The sequence below is a fragment of the Allokutzneria albata genome, from assembly GCF_900103775.1.
Classification (GTDB): Bacteria; Actinomycetota; Actinomycetes; order Mycobacteriales; family Pseudonocardiaceae; genus Allokutzneria; species Allokutzneria albata.
In genome coordinates this window covers 3,113,839-3,130,156 of the sequence record NZ_LT629701.1, presented here as the reverse complement: position 1 = coordinate 3,130,156, position 16,318 = coordinate 3,113,839, and the positions used below count along the sequence as shown (strand labels likewise).

General features: G+C 70.1%; 16 protein-coding genes. 9 read left to right on the top strand and 7 right to left on the bottom strand.

Features of this window, described 5'->3' with window-relative positions; translation table 11 throughout:
• Positions 1-90: 90 nt before the first annotated feature.
• From BLT28_RS14075 to BLT28_RS14065, 3 genes are all read right to left on the bottom strand, one after another.
• A complete protein-coding gene (locus BLT28_RS14075) occupies positions 91-1,599 on the bottom strand; it encodes an alpha/beta fold hydrolase (RefSeq protein WP_081900508.1) in 1,509 nt (502 codons plus the stop codon).
• A gap of 294 nt (positions 1,600-1,893) precedes the next feature.
• Entirely contained in the window at positions 1,894-2,802 is a 909-nt protein-coding gene (gene ku / locus BLT28_RS14070; RefSeq protein WP_030431210.1) for a non-homologous end joining protein Ku, read from the bottom strand.
• A gap of 34 nt (positions 2,803-2,836) precedes the next feature.
• Complete coding sequence (locus BLT28_RS14065; protein WP_052407661.1) at positions 2,837-3,520, bottom strand: hypothetical protein; 684 nt, start codon at positions 3,518-3,520, stop codon at positions 2,837-2,839.
• A 55-nt stretch (positions 3,521-3,575) separates the two neighbouring features.
• On the opposite strand from BLT28_RS14065, the gene BLT28_RS14060 reads away from it, so the two are divergent.
• Complete coding sequence (locus BLT28_RS14060) at positions 3,576-4,376, top strand: phytanoyl-CoA dioxygenase family protein (protein ID WP_052407662.1); 801 nt, start codon at positions 3,576-3,578, stop codon at positions 4,374-4,376.
• On the opposite strand, the gene BLT28_RS14055 is transcribed toward BLT28_RS14060, so the two are convergent.
• On the bottom strand, positions 4,360-5,151 hold the full coding sequence (locus tag BLT28_RS14055) for an MBL fold metallo-hydrolase (RefSeq protein WP_030431213.1): 792 nt from the start codon (positions 5,149-5,151) through the stop codon (positions 4,360-4,362). The two genes, BLT28_RS14060 and BLT28_RS14055, sit on opposite strands and share 17 nt — an antisense overlap.
• A 234-nt stretch (positions 5,152-5,385) precedes the next feature.
• Here BLT28_RS14055 and BLT28_RS14050 point away from each other — a divergent pair, with 234 nt between their 5' ends.
• The 5 genes from BLT28_RS14050 to BLT28_RS14030 are packed head-to-tail and all read left to right on the top strand — an operon-like array spanning position 5,386 to position 7,722.
• Positions 5,386-5,937 carry a hypothetical protein gene (locus BLT28_RS14050; RefSeq protein ID WP_156051222.1) on the top strand — a complete coding sequence of 184 codons (552 nt, stop codon included), beginning with the start codon at positions 5,386-5,388 and terminating at the stop codon, positions 5,935-5,937.
• The gene (locus BLT28_RS14045) at positions 5,930-6,241 is read left to right on the top strand and encodes a hypothetical protein (RefSeq protein WP_156051224.1); all 312 of its coding nucleotides are present in this window, start codon (positions 5,930-5,932) and stop codon (positions 6,239-6,241) included. Before BLT28_RS14050 ends, BLT28_RS14045 begins: the two co-directional genes overlap by 8 nt.
• Positions 6,238-6,669, top strand: a complete 432-nt coding sequence (locus BLT28_RS14040; protein WP_052407663.1) for a hypothetical protein — start codon at positions 6,238-6,240, stop codon at positions 6,667-6,669. The genes BLT28_RS14045 and BLT28_RS14040 overlap by 4 nt, the downstream gene beginning before the upstream one ends.
• Complete coding sequence (locus BLT28_RS14035; protein ID WP_030431217.1) at positions 6,651-7,043, top strand: barstar family protein; 393 nt, start codon at positions 6,651-6,653, stop codon at positions 7,041-7,043. The genes BLT28_RS14040 and BLT28_RS14035 overlap by 19 nt, the downstream gene beginning before the upstream one ends.
• 43 nt (positions 7,044-7,086) lie before the next feature.
• The gene (locus tag BLT28_RS14030; RefSeq protein WP_156051244.1) at positions 7,087-7,722 is read left to right on the top strand and encodes a GntR family transcriptional regulator; all 636 of its coding nucleotides are present in this window, start codon (positions 7,087-7,089) and stop codon (positions 7,720-7,722) included.
• Here the strand turns inward: BLT28_RS14030 and BLT28_RS14025 are convergent.
• Complete coding sequence (locus BLT28_RS14025) at positions 7,719-7,961, bottom strand: luciferase domain-containing protein (protein ID WP_052407664.1); 243 nt, start codon at positions 7,959-7,961, stop codon at positions 7,719-7,721. The two genes, BLT28_RS14030 and BLT28_RS14025, sit on opposite strands and share 4 nt — an antisense overlap.
• A gap of 672 nt (positions 7,962-8,633) precedes the next feature.
• Here BLT28_RS14025 and fabG point away from each other — a divergent pair.
• The 3 genes from fabG (at position 8,634) to BLT28_RS14010 (ending at position 11,417) form a co-directional block, all read left to right on the top strand.
• The gene (gene fabG, locus BLT28_RS14020; protein ID WP_030431220.1) at positions 8,634-9,335 is read left to right on the top strand and encodes a 3-oxoacyl-ACP reductase FabG; all 702 of its coding nucleotides are present in this window, start codon (positions 8,634-8,636) and stop codon (positions 9,333-9,335) included.
• Between the two features lie 38 nt (positions 9,336-9,373).
• The gene (gene fabI, locus BLT28_RS14015) at positions 9,374-10,177 is read left to right on the top strand and encodes an enoyl-ACP reductase FabI (protein ID WP_052407665.1); all 804 of its coding nucleotides are present in this window, start codon (positions 9,374-9,376) and stop codon (positions 10,175-10,177) included.
• Between the two features lie 190 nt (positions 10,178-10,367).
• Positions 10,368-11,417 (top strand): ferrochelatase, encoded by a 1,050-nt coding sequence (locus BLT28_RS14010; protein ID WP_030431222.1) that lies wholly within the window; start codon positions 10,368-10,370, stop codon positions 11,415-11,417.
• Here the strand turns inward: BLT28_RS14010 and BLT28_RS14005 are convergent.
• Positions 11,407-13,206 carry an ABC transporter ATP-binding protein gene (locus BLT28_RS14005; RefSeq protein WP_043812698.1) on the bottom strand — a complete coding sequence of 600 codons (1,800 nt, stop codon included), beginning with the start codon at positions 13,204-13,206 and terminating at the stop codon, positions 11,407-11,409. The two genes, BLT28_RS14010 and BLT28_RS14005, sit on opposite strands and share 11 nt — an antisense overlap.
• A complete protein-coding gene (locus tag BLT28_RS14000) occupies positions 13,203-16,301 on the bottom strand; it encodes a lantibiotic dehydratase (RefSeq protein ID WP_030431224.1) in 3,099 nt (1,032 codons plus the stop codon). The genes BLT28_RS14005 and BLT28_RS14000 overlap by 4 nt, the downstream gene beginning before the upstream one ends.
• Positions 16,302-16,318: the final 17 nt, after the last annotated feature.

The window sequence follows — 16,318 nt, the reverse complement described above, 5'->3', positions numbered from 1 at the left end:
GACCAGAGCACGGACCGCGCCGCGCGACCACCGGGTTCGGCTCCGTCATGCCGAACTCGGTGGTCCGAACGCAGGTCGAACGCCCCTCGATCAGCCGGTCGGGCGATCCGGGATCTTGGTGACCAGATCGGCGGGGCAGCGGAGGCCGTCCGCCGGGAGCGGGCCGCCGAAGAGGTAGCGGTTGACGTGCTCCCGGAGGCACTTGTTGCCCGCGATGTAAGCGGCGTGGCCGTCGCCGTGCCACAGCGCTCGCGCTCCTGGGAACTGGCCGGCGACGTTGGCGGCGCCGAGGTTGTTGGTGTTCTGGTCCAGCTCACCGATGCCGACGAGCACCGGTGGCACGCCCTTCGCCTGCAGCCGGTGCGGCGGGTAGGTCGCGGCGGGGTCGCCGGGGATGCCGAGGCACCTGCCCATCTCGTAGCGCCCTTCGAGCCAGCCCATGCGCGGCGCGACCGCCTTGAGCCGCTGTTCGATGGCGAGGAATTCCTGGTAGGTGGGCTGTTTCGGCATGAAGTCGTGGCAGAGCAACGCGGACATCACACCCCAGGGGCCGGTCCCGCTCGGCGGGGGCGGCAGGAAGAAGCTCGCGTCGCCCCTGCGCGCCTTGGCCATGCCGTCGGCGAGCGCAGGCCAGAGCGGCGGGGTCATGCCGTGGATCAGACCGGCCTGCAGCTGGGGCAGGCTGACCGTCTTGCCGCCGTTGGCGGGCAGCGGGCTCTTGCTCGCCTTCGCCACGAGGTCGTCCCAGACCTGGGCGACGTCCTGGCCGTGCAGGGGACAGCCCTTGCGCTGCACGCACCAGTCGCGGAAGCGGTCGAACTGCCGTTCCATGGCCACCGCGTAGTTGCGCAGCCAGTCCTCGAACACCGGTTGCGTGTGGTCGGCGACCCCGTCGAGGTACATCCGGTCGACGCGATCCGGGAACAGCTCCGCGTACGCCTGGGGGTAGACCGTGCCGTAGGAGTTGCCCGCGTAGCGGAGCTTCTCCTCGCCGAGCGCGGCCCGCAGGGCGTCGACGTCGTGGGCGATCTGCCACGAGTTCATCCCGAGGTACGACGCGCCCAGAGCCTCGCGGCAACTGGCGTCGTATGCGGCGTTGCGCTCGGCGTGCGCCCGCCACCCGGCCTCGTCGGGGGCGAGGATCAGCCCGGAGGTCGGCGCGGGTCGCTCGGGGCAGCTGGAGAAGGTGGGCGTGCCGGGACGGCCGAGTCCGCGCTGGTCGAACACGACCACGTCCACGCGCTCGGTGAGCTGCTCCAGCATCGACCTCACCGGTGCGGCTTCGGGAATGTCCTTCTCGAACAGCAGGCTCGTGTTGTGCCCGGAGCCGATGTTGAAGATCAGCGAGCCGACCCGCTGCTGCGGCTTGCGCGCGGGCACCTTCACGACCTCGATCGGCAGCGTCGGCCCGGCGGTCCTGCGCCAGTCGGCCGGGACGACGAAGTGCGCGCACTGCATCGTCGGATCGCGATCGCACGGCTTCCAGTCCACTGTGGACCAGGGTGTCCGTTCGGCGGCGCCGAGCTGCTGCGTGGCCGTCATCGTCACCGCGACCACCGCCACCCCGAGGGCGGCGGCTATCAGTTTCGTTCGTGTCATCCGGATCTCCTGGGAAACGACTGCGACGCCACGATCGCAGCGGAACCCGGTCGGCACATCTGCCGTTCGGGATATCCCGGCTCAGTCGCGGGGGATCGCGAGGAAGCGGTCCATGCGCTTCTCGCCCCGTTCGCCGAGCGGCATGAGCGCGGGCGATGGCCGCTGGTACCTCAATCGGCAGACCGAGCTGTGGCAGGGCGTGCCGGAGGGGGCGCGCTCGCCGACCCCGAGACCGCGATGGCGGGCCGCGCCGTCCACCCGATCCTGGACGTGCCCCGGCCCTGACGGCAGCGGTCAGGAGGCCTTGCGCACCGCCTTCTCCAACTCGGCCCGGCTGAGCTTGGACCGGCCCTTGATGTCCAGTTCCCGCGCCATGGCGTCGAGTTCGGACTTGCGCAGCTCCGACAGATCCGGTTTCGTCTTGCCCTTGCGGGCTTTCTCGACGCTGCGGCGCAGGGCCTCCATCAGGTCGACGACACCGGTGGGCTCCGGGGGCTCGGCCTCGGCGACGATCGCCTTGCCCTTCTTCTTGTCCCGCACCAGTTTCTGCACCTTCGCGGTGTAGGTGTCCCGGAAGTCCTCGGGGTTCCACGGGCCGCTCATCGACTCGATGAGGCTGGTGGCCATGTCGAGTTCCTTGCCGCGCACGGTCGCCTTCCCCGGCAAGGACTCCAGCTCACCGGGGTCGCGGATCTCGTCGGCGAAGAACATCGTCTCCAACACCAGTCCGTGCTCACCCGCGCGCACCGCGGTCAGGTATTCCTTGCCGTGCATGACGAACGTGGCGATGCCCGCGCGCTCCGTCTCGGCCATCGCCTGCCACAGCAACCGGTACACCCGGTCGTAGTCGGAGCTGGCCGGGGCGACCCAGTAGGTCCGGTCGAAGTACACGGGGTCGATCTCGTCGAGCGAGACGAAGGTGGAGATCTCCAGCGTGCGCGAGCGACCCGGCGCGATCTCCGCCAGCTCCTCGGGTTCGACCACCACGTACTGCCCGTCGTCGAGCTCGTAGCCCTTGACGATGTCTGAACGGTCGACCTCCTCGCCGGTGCGCTCGTTGACCCGGCGGTTGCGGATGCGGTCGGCCGTTCCGCGCTCCAGCTGGTGGAAGTGCACGGTGTGGTCGCTGGTCGCGCTGTAGAGCCCCACGGGGATGCTGACCAGTCCGAAGGTCACCGTGCCCGACCAGATCGCTCTCGGCATGACGTCCTCCTTCGCGTTCCCGCGTGGAGTACCCCTAATCGCCGCGTTTCAGCCGCTCGACCCTCCCGCGTGCCTCGCCGAGGCGTTCCTCGGCTGCGGCCAACCGCTCCCGGGCGGCGTCCAGCTCGCGCCGCGCCTGCGCGCACTCGTCCTGCGCGCTCCGGAACGCGGCCTCGGCCTCGGCCAGCTCCTTCTTGTCGGGCTTGGGTTTCGACTTCGGCTTCGCCCGCTTGACCGGTAGCGCGGTGGTCACCTCGGGCCAGCTCGCCCGATCGTCCAACCGCAACGTCGTGGTCAGCCGCCCCGCCTCCAGCACGGCCGCCGCGTCCGGGTCGCTGAGCGCGGTCGTCAGGGTCTCCTCCAGCTCCCGCTCCACAGCCGCGCTCAGCGAGTGGATACCCGCGGCGAGCTTGATCAGCCCGCGCACCGTCCGGTGCCGCTGCTGGCCCAGCTCCCGCAGCTTCGCCCCGTCGAGCGTGGTGTGCGCCGCGCGCAGCTCCACTCCGAGTCGCAGCAGTTCGTCGATCTCCTCGGAGTGCTCGCGGACGAGCTGGTTCACCAACCACGCCGCCGTGGAAGGCTTGCGCAACGCGGAAATCGCCTCGGCCGCCTTGGTGTCCCCGTCCTTCTTGGCCTCCGCGACCCTGGCGTTGCGGGCAGCGGTGAACTCGCCCGGCTTCAGGCCGTACAGCTCCGTGATGACCGCCTCCGTGTCCACGCCGACGATCGTCCGGCATGTTCGCCCTCGTCGCGAGGTGGGCATACCTTTGGGCATGCGAAGCGCCGAAGCGGAAGCCCTGTACACGGCCGGGATCACGGCCCGGCGGGGAGCGTTCGAGCCCGAATGGGCCGATCGGCTCCGCGAGGACATCGAGGACCTGTTCGACGAGGCGCGTGCCCGCGAAGGCGGCGCGGTCGGTCGCGGTCCCAACCGGTACTACGTCGAGATCCACCCCGAGCGGCTGCGCGGGTTCGTCGACCTCGTGACGCATCCCTGGGTGCGTTCGGTCGCCGAAGCCGTGCTCGGCCCGGACTACCAGGTCGTCGAGGCGGGCTTCGACGTGCCGTTGCCGGGGGCGGTGAACCAGCCGTGGCACCGCGACTTCCCCGCTCCGGACGAGACCACTCGGGGCGGTCGGCTGACCTCGCTCGCCTTCAACGTGACCGCTGTCGACACCACCGAGGAGATGGGGCCGTTCGAGATCGCCCCGGGAACCCAGTGGGAGGACGGCGCCGCGTTCGACCACGGCATGTTCCCGCCGAAGTCCGACTACCCCCGCCTGGAGTCGCTCGCCGAGCGGAAACTGCCGCAGCGCGGTGACGTCTCGGCTCGCTCGGCGCTGACGCTGCACCGCGGCACGGCCAATCGGTCGGACACCGCGCGCCCCGTCCTGGTGCTCGGATTCGTCGCGTCCGGCGCTGACACCTCGCGCAACGACCTCGTGGTCAGCCGGGCCTACTACGAAGCACTGCCGGAGGACGTGCGCGCGCACCTGGGCTGCCGCGTCGTGGACGAACTCGAACCGCTCGTGCAGAAGCACACCATCGAGGGCCTGGTCATGGGCGATGCGTGAACTCGATGCTCTTGCCGCGCTCGATCGGCCGCAGGGTACCGGGCAACTCGCGCACCACCGCCTCGTCGACGAAGTCCTGCAACGGCGACTTCATCACCCCGTACTCCTCGTAGTGCACCGGCACGGTCAACCCCGGGCGCACCAACTGGACGAGATCAGCTCCCTGCTTCCCGTCCATGGTCAGCAACATGCCCAGCACTCGCGTGCCACCGAGGTGGATCACCATCGCGTCCAGTCCGGGGAAGCGCTCGGCGACCTCGGCCAGCCACGGGCGGCAGAGCGTGTCACCGGTGATGTACAACCGGAGCACCGTCCGGCCGTCCCGTTCCAGTTCGACGACGCTGCCCATGACCGGCGGCATCAGTGCCGAGGCCAGCTTCGGCCCGTGCGCTCCCGGCACCGATGTGACCCGCAGCCGCTCACCACCGCGCTCGATTTCCCTTGTTTCCCAAGGCTTGAGCCCCTCTGCGGCGCTGAACCCCCACCGGTCGAGGCGCCGCGCCGCGTGCCCCGTTGTGAAGACCGGCAGCCCGCGGTCAAGTTCCCGCCGCGCGACGCGGTCGAAGTGATCTCCGTGCATGTGCGACAACAGCACCGCGTCGAGCTTCGGCAGGCTCGACGGCGGGAACGCGGGATCGACCAGGCGCTTCGACGACAGCCCGTAGCCGAGGTAGGCCCGCTGACCGCGGTGCAGGAAGTTCGGGTCGGTGAGCACCGTGAACCCGCCCAGACGCAGCACGGTGGTCGCGTTGCCCACGAACGTCAGTGACGACACCGGGGTGCCCCTCTCGCCGGTAAGCCACCCGGCTACCCCAGCGCGCCACGCGGAAACGCGCCTCCGTTACGTGAGGAGCGCCATGCGGTTGTAGCCCCATTGGCCCCTTGCGGCAAAAGCGCACCGGGCGCGACTATCTCTCAGCTTTGCTGACTGCGTGCTGTGGGGAGCCGCACGGAGTTACGGGGATAGGGGGCACCGGTGGTACACACCGGTTCTGGTTCGCATGCTCGCATGCGATTTCGGGAAGTTTTCGCCCGTGTGCGTGCCCGTCCAGGCATGTTTCTGGCCGAGAGATCGTATCGGCAGCACGTCACCTTGGTGGACGGTTGCGACCTGGGTAATCAAGGGGGAATCCTCCTCGGCTTTTCCGAGTGGCTAGCCCTGCGCGGTGACCTGCGGTCTGTCGGCCCCCACTGGTCGCACCTCGTGCTTCAGGTCGCGTCGCAGGAACTCGGTCGCACGATCGATCCTCACGCTGGTGAAGAAGACGAGCGGTTGGCGATCGATGCCCTCTTCGACCTTCTTCGCGAGTTCCTGACGGAGGCTTCGACCGGGCGGGACAGGGTCCGGATCATCTCCCGGTATGCCCTACGGGAGCGAGAAATGAGCAGGAACTTTCCGCCCGGTTTGACCGCGAGCGATGTCTCGCTCCTGGTGAACTGCATGAACGAAACGTTGGAAGCCCTTGAAGACTGGGAGTTTTCGACCCGCGTGGGGGCGGACAAAGCTCAGGTGAAGGCGATGATGGATCGGCTGAGATGGATGGCGCAGGGAGATGCGTGATGTGCGATGCCTCGCGAGGGCGCTCGTCCGGTGGAAGTCGGCTGAAGAAGGCGGTCGCGTCTCCGGTCCTCCTACCGCGCCCGTGTATGCGGCGACCGCGGTTTTCGTCGAGGGCGGGCAGAGGACCGCGGACCATCTCAGCATCTTGCTGCAAGACCTCGGCGGGCTGGAGGACGGTCGTCTGTGCGCGGTCGACTTCCTCGTGCGGGAACTCGCGGCTCCGCACCTCGTGGTGGGTGGCGAACTGCTGGTGATGGAAGGACCCAAGGTCGTGGCAACGGCGAGAGTCATTGAGGCTCGATGAGCTTCTCCATCGGCTTCGAAGGCGTCACGAGCAGTGAGAACCTCGCGCTGGGGCGAATCCGGCTGGGAGAATTCTCCGAGATCTTCTGGAGCAATCTGTCGTACTGGGACCGGTCCGACTACCGGCGGAGCTGGGCGGACGCGGTCGACGTGGTCGAGTCCGCTGAGCACGCGGTTTCGTGTCTGGTCACGTCGATGGTGGACCCGAGCGACGGCAACTTCGTCGTCTGCTTGCCGCTCTTCCGCGACGGCGACGCGGTGTTCGTGCAGAACTCCCTGATCATGCTGGACCAACTCGAGAACGCCTTTGATCCTCATCGGCCCTGGTGTGCTGTGCGGCCTCGGAGCGTGGTCAGCGAGGACGGGCGGCGGGTCTCGGAGTGGGCGGTCGACCTGGCGAGCCTCGGGGAGTGGGCGCGGAGCCGGTGAACTTCGACGTCGGCGTCAAGATCGTCCCGAACGAGTGCCTGGACGCGGTGGCGGGCGAAGCGGTGCGGCGGGGCTGCGCCGTGTACGTCGTCCCACGAGCGGAAGGCGTGGGGAGGCACGAGTTCTTCCGGGCTGTCGACCGGGTGATCCGCTTGGTTCCTCCGATCGTCGGCGGGCGGAGTTGGGATGCCTTCGCCGACTCCTTGTGGGAGGGGATCACCTTGCTGGAGCACGAGCGGATCGTGATCATCTGGCCGGACAGCTCGGCGGTGGGTGATGAACGCGACCTGGCGTTGGCGATCTTGGACGACGTCGCGCGGGCGGTGGGCGACGGCAAGAGGGTCAGCGTCTTCGTGAGCACGGGAAACGCCTAGAGTCATTGGTATGGCTCAGCGGTTGAACGACGCGCCGAAGCGGATGCTCACCGAGCAGGTGTTCGCGGACCTGCGGGACGCGATCATGCGCGGCGAGTTCACGCCGGGGCAGGCGTTGAAGCCGCAGGAGCTGGCCACGAAGCACGGGGTGAGCCTGGTCGTGGTGCGCGAGGCGCTGGTGCGCGCGGTGGGGGAGGGGATCGCGGACCGCCTGCCGAACCGGGGGTTCGCGGTGCCGGAGTTCTCCGACCAGCGGTGGCAGGAGATCGCCGAGGCCCGCAGGACGATCGAGCCCGAGGTGCTGCGGATGGCGATCGAGCGCGGGGACCTGGACTGGGAGGCGCGGGTGCGGGCGGCGCACCACCGGCTGTCGCGGACGCCGATGCATGTGCCGGAGGAGGGCGAGCACTTCAGCGAAGCGTGGTCGCGGGCGCACCGGGACTTCCACCGGGCGTTGCTGGAGGGCTGCGGCAACGCGGTCCTGCTGGACACCTTCGACCGGATGTGGGTGGCCAGTGAGCTGGCCCGGCGCTGGTCGCTCAACCGGAACCCGCTGCGGGACCTCGTCGCGGAGCACCGCCGCCTGGAGGAACTGGCGCTGGCGCGGGACGCGGACGCGGCAGGGCAGGCCCTCTGTGAGCACCTGACCCTGACCGCGGCGGGACTGACCGGGGACTAGCGCGCGCCGGTGGCGTAGGCGGCCGCGGCTTCGAGCAGCTGCCGGACGACGTCGGCCTGCTCGACGGTGCGCGGCGAGTAGACGAACACGTAGGGCACGGGCATGTTCGGGTAGTTGCCCGCGAGCGGGTGCCGTTCGCCCCAGCCCGCCTCCAGCACGGTGATCGCGTCGGTCGGGCTGAAGATCATGTGCATCGAGCCGTCGCTGGGGTGGATGTGGGCCACCTCCCCCTGGGTCACCCGGATGACCTCGGGAGCGCGGTTCAGGTCGACGACGGTGATGGCGTCGCTGTGCTTCTCGAAGAAGCTCTTGCGGTACTCGATGAGGCCGGGTTCTCGGGCGGCGCGCGTCGAAGTGGTCGAGTGCGGCGACCCGGCCGCGCAGCGATCCGGGCTGGTCGGTCTGCCGGTGCGGCACTGGGTGCGCGCCGACGTTGGGGCGCGGCCCTTCCCGCCGCGGGATCGGCTTGAGCCACCGCCCGTCGCCGGGCTGCCCGACCAGCGGGCGGAATGGGGCGGGGTCGGCGGTCTCGCTCTTCTGCATCCGCAGCCAGCTGACCTGCAGCCAGCCCGCGGGCGTGTTCGGGATGCCGCCGGGGCCGAGTGCGCGCCACCGCTCGTAGTCGCAGCCGCCCGCCAGCCCCACGCCGAAGGCCGCCCCGGCCAGCAGGGTCCGTCTGGCGATCTTCTTCCCGTCCATGTGACTCCTCCCCTGATAATCGATTATTGGGGCGGTAGTCTATTGCTGCACTGTGAGGAAGATGTGAGGAAGCGACCCCGTTTGTCCCTGGGTTGACCTCGGCTCCCGGCTGGACGGAAACGGGCGGGTGAGCCGGGGGCGGGGTATTCGGGTTTGACGCTGACCAGATAGCCTGACCGCCGTTCGCGCCACGGCTGTCTAGGGAGTGCTCTGTGTCTCGGTCCGTACTGGTCACTGGTGGTAACCGTGGGATCGGACTGGCGATCGCCAGGGCCTTCGCCGAGCAGGGCGACAAGGTCGCGGTGACCCACCGCGGCTCCGGCGCGCCGGACGGGCTGTTCGGGGTGCGCTGCGACGTCACCGACGCCGCCCAGGTGGACGAGGCCTTCTCCGAGGTCGAGCGGCAGCACGGTCCGGTGGAGATCCTCGTCTCCAACGCGGGCATCACCGACGACACCCTGCTGCTGCGGATGACCGAGGAGCAGTTCACCCGCGTCATCGACGCCAACCTGACCGCCGCGTACCGGGTGGCCAAGCGCGCGTCCATGGGCATGCTGCGCAAGCGCTGGGGCCGGATGATCTTCATCTCCTCGGTGATCGGTCTCTCCGGCGGCCCCGGTCAGGTCAACTACGCGGCCAGCAAGGCCGGTCTGGTCGGCATGGCCCGCTCGGTGGCCAGGGAGCTGGGCTCGCGCAACATCACCGCCAACGTGATCGCGCCCGGTTTCATCGAGACCGACATGACCGCGCACCTCAAGGAGAAGCTCGACGCCGAGATGGCGCGGGTGCCCGCGGGCCGCGCGGGCAAGCCCGAGGAGATCGCCGCCGCCGCGGTGTTCCTCGGCTCCGACGCCGCCTCCTACGTCACCGGCGCCGTCCTGCCCGTCGACGGCGGCATGGGCATGGGCCACTAGAGTTCCGCGATCGACCGTCCACAGTGGAGGATAAACAGGTGTCAGGTCTGCTTGCCGGTAAACGACTGCTGATCACGGGTGTGATCACGGAGTCCTCGATCGCGTTCGACGTCGCGAAGATCGCACAGCAGCAGGGCGCCACGGTCGTGCTCACCGGATTCGGCCGGATGAGCCTGGTGGAGCGCATCGCCAAGCGCCTGCCGGAGCCGCCGGTGGTGCTCGAACTGGACGTGACCAATCAGGAGCACCTGGACAGCCTGGCCGACCGGGTGCGCGAGCACGTCGACGGACTGGACGGGGTCCTGCACTCCATCGGGTTCGCGCCGCAGTCCTGCATGATGGGCGACTACCTGGAGACCCCGTGGGAGGACGTCGCCACCGCGATGCACGTCTCCGCGTACTCCTTCGCCTCGCTGACCAAGGCCTGCCTGCCGCTGATGGGCGAGGGCGCCTCGATCGTCGGCCTGGACTTCGACGCGCGGTTCGCCTGGCAGAACTACAACTGGATGGGCGCGGCCAAGGCGGCGCTGGAGTCGATCAACCGCTACCTGGCCCGCGAGATGGGCAGGCTGCACGGGATCAGGGTGAACCTGGTCTCGGCGGGTCCGCTGCGCACCACGGCGGCGCGCTCCATCCCGAACTTCAGCGAGATGGAGAGCCAGTGGAACGCCCGGTCGCCGCTGGGCTGGAACCCGGCCGACCGCACCGGCGCCGCGAAGACCTGCTGCGTGATGCTCTCCGACTGGATGCCGGTGACCACGGGCACGATGGTCTGGGCCGACGGCGGGTTCAGCGCCATCGGTGACCGCGTCGAGCCGTTCGAGCCGACGCCGAAGGACTGACCTCCCTCTCCGCGTGGGGTTCGCCGGTCTTCAAGTACGCCGCACCCCCGCTCCCGCTGTCCGCGACCGCCCCCAACCTCCCGGGTTGGGGGCGGTTTGCGATGGTCGGGGGGACTTGAAGACTGCGGAACCCCGGCTGGGAGGGGACCCTGCGCAAGCGGGGGGCGCCGCTGGAAGGCAGGATGGTGGCGTGAGCTTCGATGCGTTGCTGCTGCTGTCCTTCGGCGGGCCGGAGGGACCGGACGAAGTCCGGCCGTTCCTGGAGAACGTGGTGCGCGGGCGGGGTGTCCCGCCGGAGCGCCTCGACGCGGTCGAGGAGCACTACCAGCACTTCGGCGGCGTCTCGCCGATCAACCGGCTGAACCTGGCGATCATCGACGCGGTGCGCGCCGAGCTGGACGCCCGCGGCATGGACCTGCCGGTCTACTTCGGCAACCGGAACTGGCACCCGATGGTGGAGGACACCGTCGCGAAGATGGCCGAGGACGGGGTGAAGCGCGCCCTGGTCTTCGCCACCAGCGCCTACGGCGGCTACTCCGCCTGCCGCCAGTACGACGAGGACATCGAGCGCGCCCGTGCCGCCGTCGGCGAGTCAGCGCCGGAACTGGTGAAGCTGCGCCACTTCTACGACCACCCGCTGTTCATCGGGGCGTGCACGGACGCGGTCCTCGCCGCTCGCGCGGAACTGCCGGAGGCCCAGCGCGCCAACGCCCGCCTCGTCTTCACCGCGCACTCCGTGCCGACGAGCGCCGACCGCGCGTCCGGCCCGCCCGCGGAGGGCGGTCACCGCTACTCGCGGCAGATCGCCGAGGCATCGCGCCTGGTCTCGCTCGAAGCCGACATGCCACACTACGACGTGGTCTGGCAGTCCCGCTCCGGCCCGCCGCAGGTGCCGTGGCTGGAGCCGGACATCGTCGACCACCTCGACGCGCTCAACGCGGACAACGTCAGCGCCGTGGTGGCGTGCCCGATCGGCTTCGTCAGCGATCACCTCGAAGTGATCTGGGACCTGGACACCGAAGCCCGCGAGCACGCGGAGAAGCTGGGCATGTCCTGGGCGCGCGCGGCGACGGCCGGACCGGACCCGCGCTTCGCGGAACTCGTCGTGGAACTGATCCGCGAGCACACCGAAGGCGTTGTCCCGCGCAGGCTTTCCGCGCTGCCGCACGGTGGTTGCACGGTGAACGGCGCCCCGTGCGCTCCGTTGTGCTGCGAGCCCCAGCGCCGCCCTACGAAGTGACCGGCTCGTCGAGGTAACCGGCGGCCTGGAGGCGGAACAGCTTGGCGTAGACGCCATCGGCCGCCATCAGGTCGCTGTGCGTGCCCTCTTCGAGCACCCGGCCGTGGTCGATGACGACGATGTGGTCGGCCGCCCGGACGGTGGAGAACCGGTGCGCGATCAGCAACGTGGTCGCGCGCCCGGCGATCTCGGTCATCCGCGCGAAGATCTCCGCCTCGGCCGCGGCGTCGATGGCCGCGGTGGGCTCGTCGAGCACCACGATCGGCGCGTCCCGCAGGAACGCCCTGGACAGCGCGACCTTCTGCCACTGGCCGCCGGAGAGCTGGCTGCCGCCGGCGAACCACCGGCCAAGCTGGGTGTCCAGCCCCTTCGGCAGGCACTCCACAAAGGACAGTGCGTCGGCCCGGCCTGCCGCACCGCGGATGGCGGCGGTGTCGTCGAGGTCGCTCGCCCGGCCGAAGCCGATGTTCTCCCGCGCGGTCGCCTCGTACTGCACGAAGTCCTGGAAGATCACGCCGATGTTGGCGCGCAGGTCCTCCAGGTCGTACTCGGCCAGCGGCACGCCGTCGATGAGGATCTGCCCGCCGGTCGGCTCGTAGAACCTGGCCAGCAGCTTGACCAGGGTGGTCTTGCCCGCGCCGTTCTGGCCGACGAGCGCGACGCACTTGCCCGCGGGCAGCACCAGGTCGAGGCCGGAGAGCACCGGCGTGTCCGTGCCGGGGTAGGTGAAGGAGACGTCGCGGAACTCGATGCCCCTGCTGAGGACGGGCGGGAACGGGCGCTTGCCGCTCGCCGGGCCGCCCTCCTCGATGTCGAGGAAGCCGAACAGGTTGCCCAGGAACAGGTTGTGCTCGTAGAGCATGGCCAGGCCGCCGAACAACGCCTGCACGGTGGTCTGCACGAGCGTGATCGCGGACAGGTACCCGGCGAACTGCCCGACCTGCCCGGAGGCCATCGTCACCTGGAGCGCGTAGAGCACCGCGCCGACCGCCGCGCAGACGCTGATCAGGCCCAGCGCCCCGGACACCAGTGCCTGCTTGCGTTCCAGGTCGCGGTCAACGCGGTAGAAACGCGCGATCAGGTCCCGGTAGCGGCCGAGGAACAGCGGCCCCAGCCCGAAGAGGTGGGTCTCCTTGAACGAGCGGTCGTTGGTCACCAGGAACTGGAGGTAGGTCGCCCGGCGGCGGTCGGCCGAGCGCTCGTTCTCGATCTTCCAGCCGACCCGGCTGTAGAACACCCTGCTCACCATGGAAGGCAGGGGCGCCAGCAGGATCGCGACCGCGACGCCGACGTTCCACGACAGCAGCACCGCGCTGACCGCGACCAGCGACACCGCGCTGGAGACGGTGGTGATCAGGTGCGCGAAGATCTGGTACGGCCGGTACGCGGCCTCCCGGTTGGCGCGCTGCAGGCGGTCGTAGGTCGAGGCGTCCTCGAAGTGCTCCAGCCGCAACCGCGTCGCCTTGGCCATGATCTGCTCGTTGACCGTGTTGGCCATCCGCAGCTGGAGCAGGGTTTCCAGGTAGTTCCGGCCGACCGCCAGTACGTGCGTGAGCACCATCAGCCCGCACAGCGCCACCCCGGCGGTGAACGCGCGGTCCACCGCCGTCGGCTCGCCCCTGCCCGCCACCGCGTCCGCGACTCCCTGCACCGCCAGCGTCGTCAGCTGCACCGTGGCCGCGGGCAGCAGCGAGGCCAGCGTCGCCAGCGCGATCACACCGCCGACGTGCCAGGGACTGACCTCCCAGAGCAGTCGCAGCGCGCGGGTCCAGTTGCCGCGGTCCTTCATGCGGGCCGTCCCTTGATCAGGCGCAGGGCGAGCGACCACAGCTGGTAGCACTCGTTCTCCCGCTCGTTGTCGATGCCCAGCAACCGGTTGGCCTGCATGTGCGCCAGGCTGCCGAGAACGCGGCCCTCCGTGCCGACCAGGCGGCCCGCCTCGGCCAGCTCACGGACCCGCTCGCCGGCCGCGCGCAGGCTTTCCCGTTGCCCGGCGAGGATCGTGCTCAGCGCGTCCAGGTGCCGCCGCGCCACCGGATCGGGGTGCGCGTCCCAGGGTTCCAGGAGGTCGCACAACAGCGTACGGACCTCCTTGAACCGCGTTCGCGCCGCGTTCGACACAGTGTCCACAATAGACGGAGTGGCACCCCAGTCCCGGTACAGCGAGTGCTGGGCCATCGTGCACACCACGTCCGGCGAGAGGTCCTGGTTGGCCCGCAGGTACCGCACCAGGCCCGCGCAGACCGCGCTGTTGGCCTCGAAGGTCGCTTCGACCGCGTCGTAGGCCTCCGGACCGCCGTAGCGCTCCAGCTCGATGTCGTAGCTCGTCAGCGCGATGTCGTTGGCCAGGCCCGCTTCCACGACCTGCTTGCCCCACGCCAGCACGCGGGCCAGCACACCGGGAACGGCCGCCGGGTCGGGAACGCGGAGCCGGAACCGCAGGTGCGGGTAGGGATCGCTGTAGCGGATGAAGAACCACCGGTCCACCGCGCCTTCCGCGCGCAGCGCGGAGGCCAGATCCGGCATCGGCCCGCCCACGATGTCGTCGTGCTGGGTCAGCGCGGAGTACAGCTTCAGGTAGATCCACTCGTCGCCCGCCAGGCGCCGCCGGGATGCCGGGTCGTGCGCAGGCGGCGCGAGCGCGACCGGCTTGCGCCGCACCGCCTCCTCGCTCCTGGCCAGCATCGGCACCACGATCTCGGAGAAGTACCCTCGACCGTCCACATCGGACAGCCAGGCGTGGGAGAAGTCCGGGAGCAGCTCGTGCAGCACGACCGGCTGCTTCTGCTCCGCGCGCCTGGCCCGCGCCAGCTCGGCGTGCAGCTCGGCCACGCAGAGCGGGTGCTCCAGGTCGAGGGCGAGCCGGTTGTCGAACACCGCGAGGAAAACGTGCCTGGGCACCCGCCACTCCGCGCGCCAGCGGCTCAGGGCCTCGGCGAACTCGGCGCCGTCCTCGGGGAACTGGTGGGCGAACAGCTGCCACCGCGCGGGGGAGAGCACGATCCGTCCGCGCCGCAGACGGGGCAGGTGCGGGGAAGCGGCGGCCACGCCCCAGTCGAAGTCGGCGAGTGGTGCGAACCCGTCCTCCGACAGCTCCAGGAGGAAACGGCACACGTTCGGCGCGGTCACCGGGTTGAGCATGTGCCCCTGGGTGACCCGGAGCTCCTTGTCCAGCCGCCGCGAGCGCAGGTAGAAGCGGTCCACCGTCGCGCCGACCACGATGTCCGACAGGGGAATCCGGTTCTCCTCCGCGACGGAGGGCGCGGTGTTCACGCAGATCTCGTAGCGCCGCACCTGCGGGTGGACGGCCACGTTCCCGTTGCGACCCCTCGGCGAGGCGTAGCTCAGGTCGGCGAAGACCAGGTCGGGGCAGAGCGCTTCCTCGGCGTGGGCGAACTCGCGCAGCTCGGCCAGCGAGGACTCGTCGACCAGGTCGAAGAACCGGCCGAACGTGCGGCCACCGTCGGACATCGTGCCGGGCGCCACGACGAACCGGTAGTCGCCGGAATCCACCGCCTCCCGGGACTCCGCGGCGACCTGCGCGTACAGGTCCAGCGACGGGCGCGGCCGGGTGTGGTCCTCCGTCGGCCGCCACACCGTCAGCCGCTCCAGCAGCTCGTCGGTCAGCTCGATCTCGTCCTGGCCGCGCCGCAGCGCCTCGGCCAGCACCGGCACCAACACCAGATCGCGGGACGCGTCGCGCTCGTTCGCCACGCGCGGCAACGGCGTGGAGCGCGCGGGCATGGTGTAGGTCGCCGGGGCGTCGAGGCCGCGTTCCGGGCTGAGCAGGTCGAGCACCGGGATCTCCGCGCCGATCCCGTACCGCTCGAGGAAAGCCGCGTGGTACTCGATCAGGTGCGATCGGCGCTTGAGCGTGCAGCCAACGCGCATGAGCAGTTCCGCGGCTTCGGACGCGTCCGAGGCGACGCGCTCGGACAACTCCGAGTCCGTGATGGCCAGCGCCGTGTCGAGCTGGAAGGTGTCCTTGGTGTGTTCGGGCGCCATCGCGCGCTGATGCCCGACAAGTTCGTCCACAGTGGACACATCGGCGCGGCCGGCCTGCTCGTCCACCGCGGTGGCGAGCGCCCGCGCCCGCTCCAGGCCCTCGCGCACCTCGCCCCGGTCGAGGCGCTTGAGCAGGTCCTGCTCGGGCAGGGCCACCGTCATCGCCGGCCGCAGGTCGCTGGTCAGCACGTGCAGGTCCCAGAGCTGCTTGAGCAGGCCGCGCGCCTTCGCCTCGGTGGCACCGGGGACGTCCTCGACGATGCGCCGCGCGATGTCGCCGATCGTGGTGCCCGGCCTGCCCGCCATGCGGACCGCGATCGCGGCGGGCGCGGTCAGCCGGAAGCCGATGTTGCGGTTGTCGGCCTGCCCGTGCACATCGGCGTAGGGCAGCACCGCGCGATCGCCGACCTGGTAGAGCACGGGGTTCACCGCGACGCGGGTCTCGTCGGGGAACGCCTCGTCCTCGTCGAGCCGCTTGATCACGGTCAGCAGCCAGCCGAGGTCCGCGCGCGTGCGGGTGCGCTCGACCGGGTCGGCGGCCAGCGCGAGCGTGGTGCGCTCGCCGAACCGGCCGACCCCGACGCCGGAGAACAGCCCGTACGGCGTCGGCCGGGTGGACATCCTGGTGACGTAGCGCAGCAGCGAGGAGTACGCGCGGGCGGCCTTCTTCGACGAGGCGCCGAGATGGGCGAGCCCGGAGGTGAGGCTCGGGCTCGCGACGTGCAGGGCCTGGCGCACCAGCGGGTGCCCGGCCAGCTCGCGCAGCCGCTCCCGCGCGTCGTCGGCGGAGCCGCCGGTGATCGACAGGAACTCAGCCGCGGGCAGGGTGGGTGTGCGCACCATGAAGAATCCGGCGGCGCGGTAGACCGGCTCGGTCATGTCTTTCTCCTTCGAAC

What these genes read in the sequence shown, in the direction of transcription:
- BLT28_RS14075 (WP_081900508.1), bottom strand. Translation starts at nt 1,599, where the DNA reads ATGACACGAACGAAACTGATAGCCGCCGCCCTCGGGGTGGCGGTGGTC.
- ku (WP_030431210.1), bottom strand. Translation starts at nt 2,802, where the DNA reads ATGCCGAGAGCGATCTGGTCGGGCACGGTGACCTTCGGACTGGTCAGC.
- BLT28_RS14060 (WP_052407662.1), top strand. Translation starts at nt 3,576, where the DNA reads ATGCGAAGCGCCGAAGCGGAAGCCCTGTACACGGCCGGGATCACGGCC.
- BLT28_RS14050 (WP_156051222.1), top strand. Translation starts at nt 5,386, where the DNA reads ATGCGATTTCGGGAAGTTTTCGCCCGTGTGCGTGCCCGTCCAGGCATG.
- BLT28_RS14045 (WP_156051224.1), top strand. Translation starts at nt 5,930, where the DNA reads ATGCGTGATGTGCGATGCCTCGCGAGGGCGCTCGTCCGGTGGAAGTCG.
- BLT28_RS14040 (WP_052407663.1), top strand. Translation starts at nt 6,238, where the DNA reads ATGAGCTTCTCCATCGGCTTCGAAGGCGTCACGAGCAGTGAGAACCTC.
- BLT28_RS14030 (WP_156051244.1), top strand. Translation starts at nt 7,087, where the DNA reads ATGCTCACCGAGCAGGTGTTCGCGGACCTGCGGGACGCGATCATGCGC.
- BLT28_RS14005 (WP_043812698.1), bottom strand. Translation starts at nt 13,206, where the DNA reads ATGAAGGACCGCGGCAACTGGACCCGCGCGCTGCGACTGCTCTGGGAG.
- BLT28_RS14000 (WP_030431224.1), bottom strand. Translation starts at nt 16,301, where the DNA reads ATGACCGAGCCGGTCTACCGCGCCGCCGGATTCTTCATGGTGCGCACA.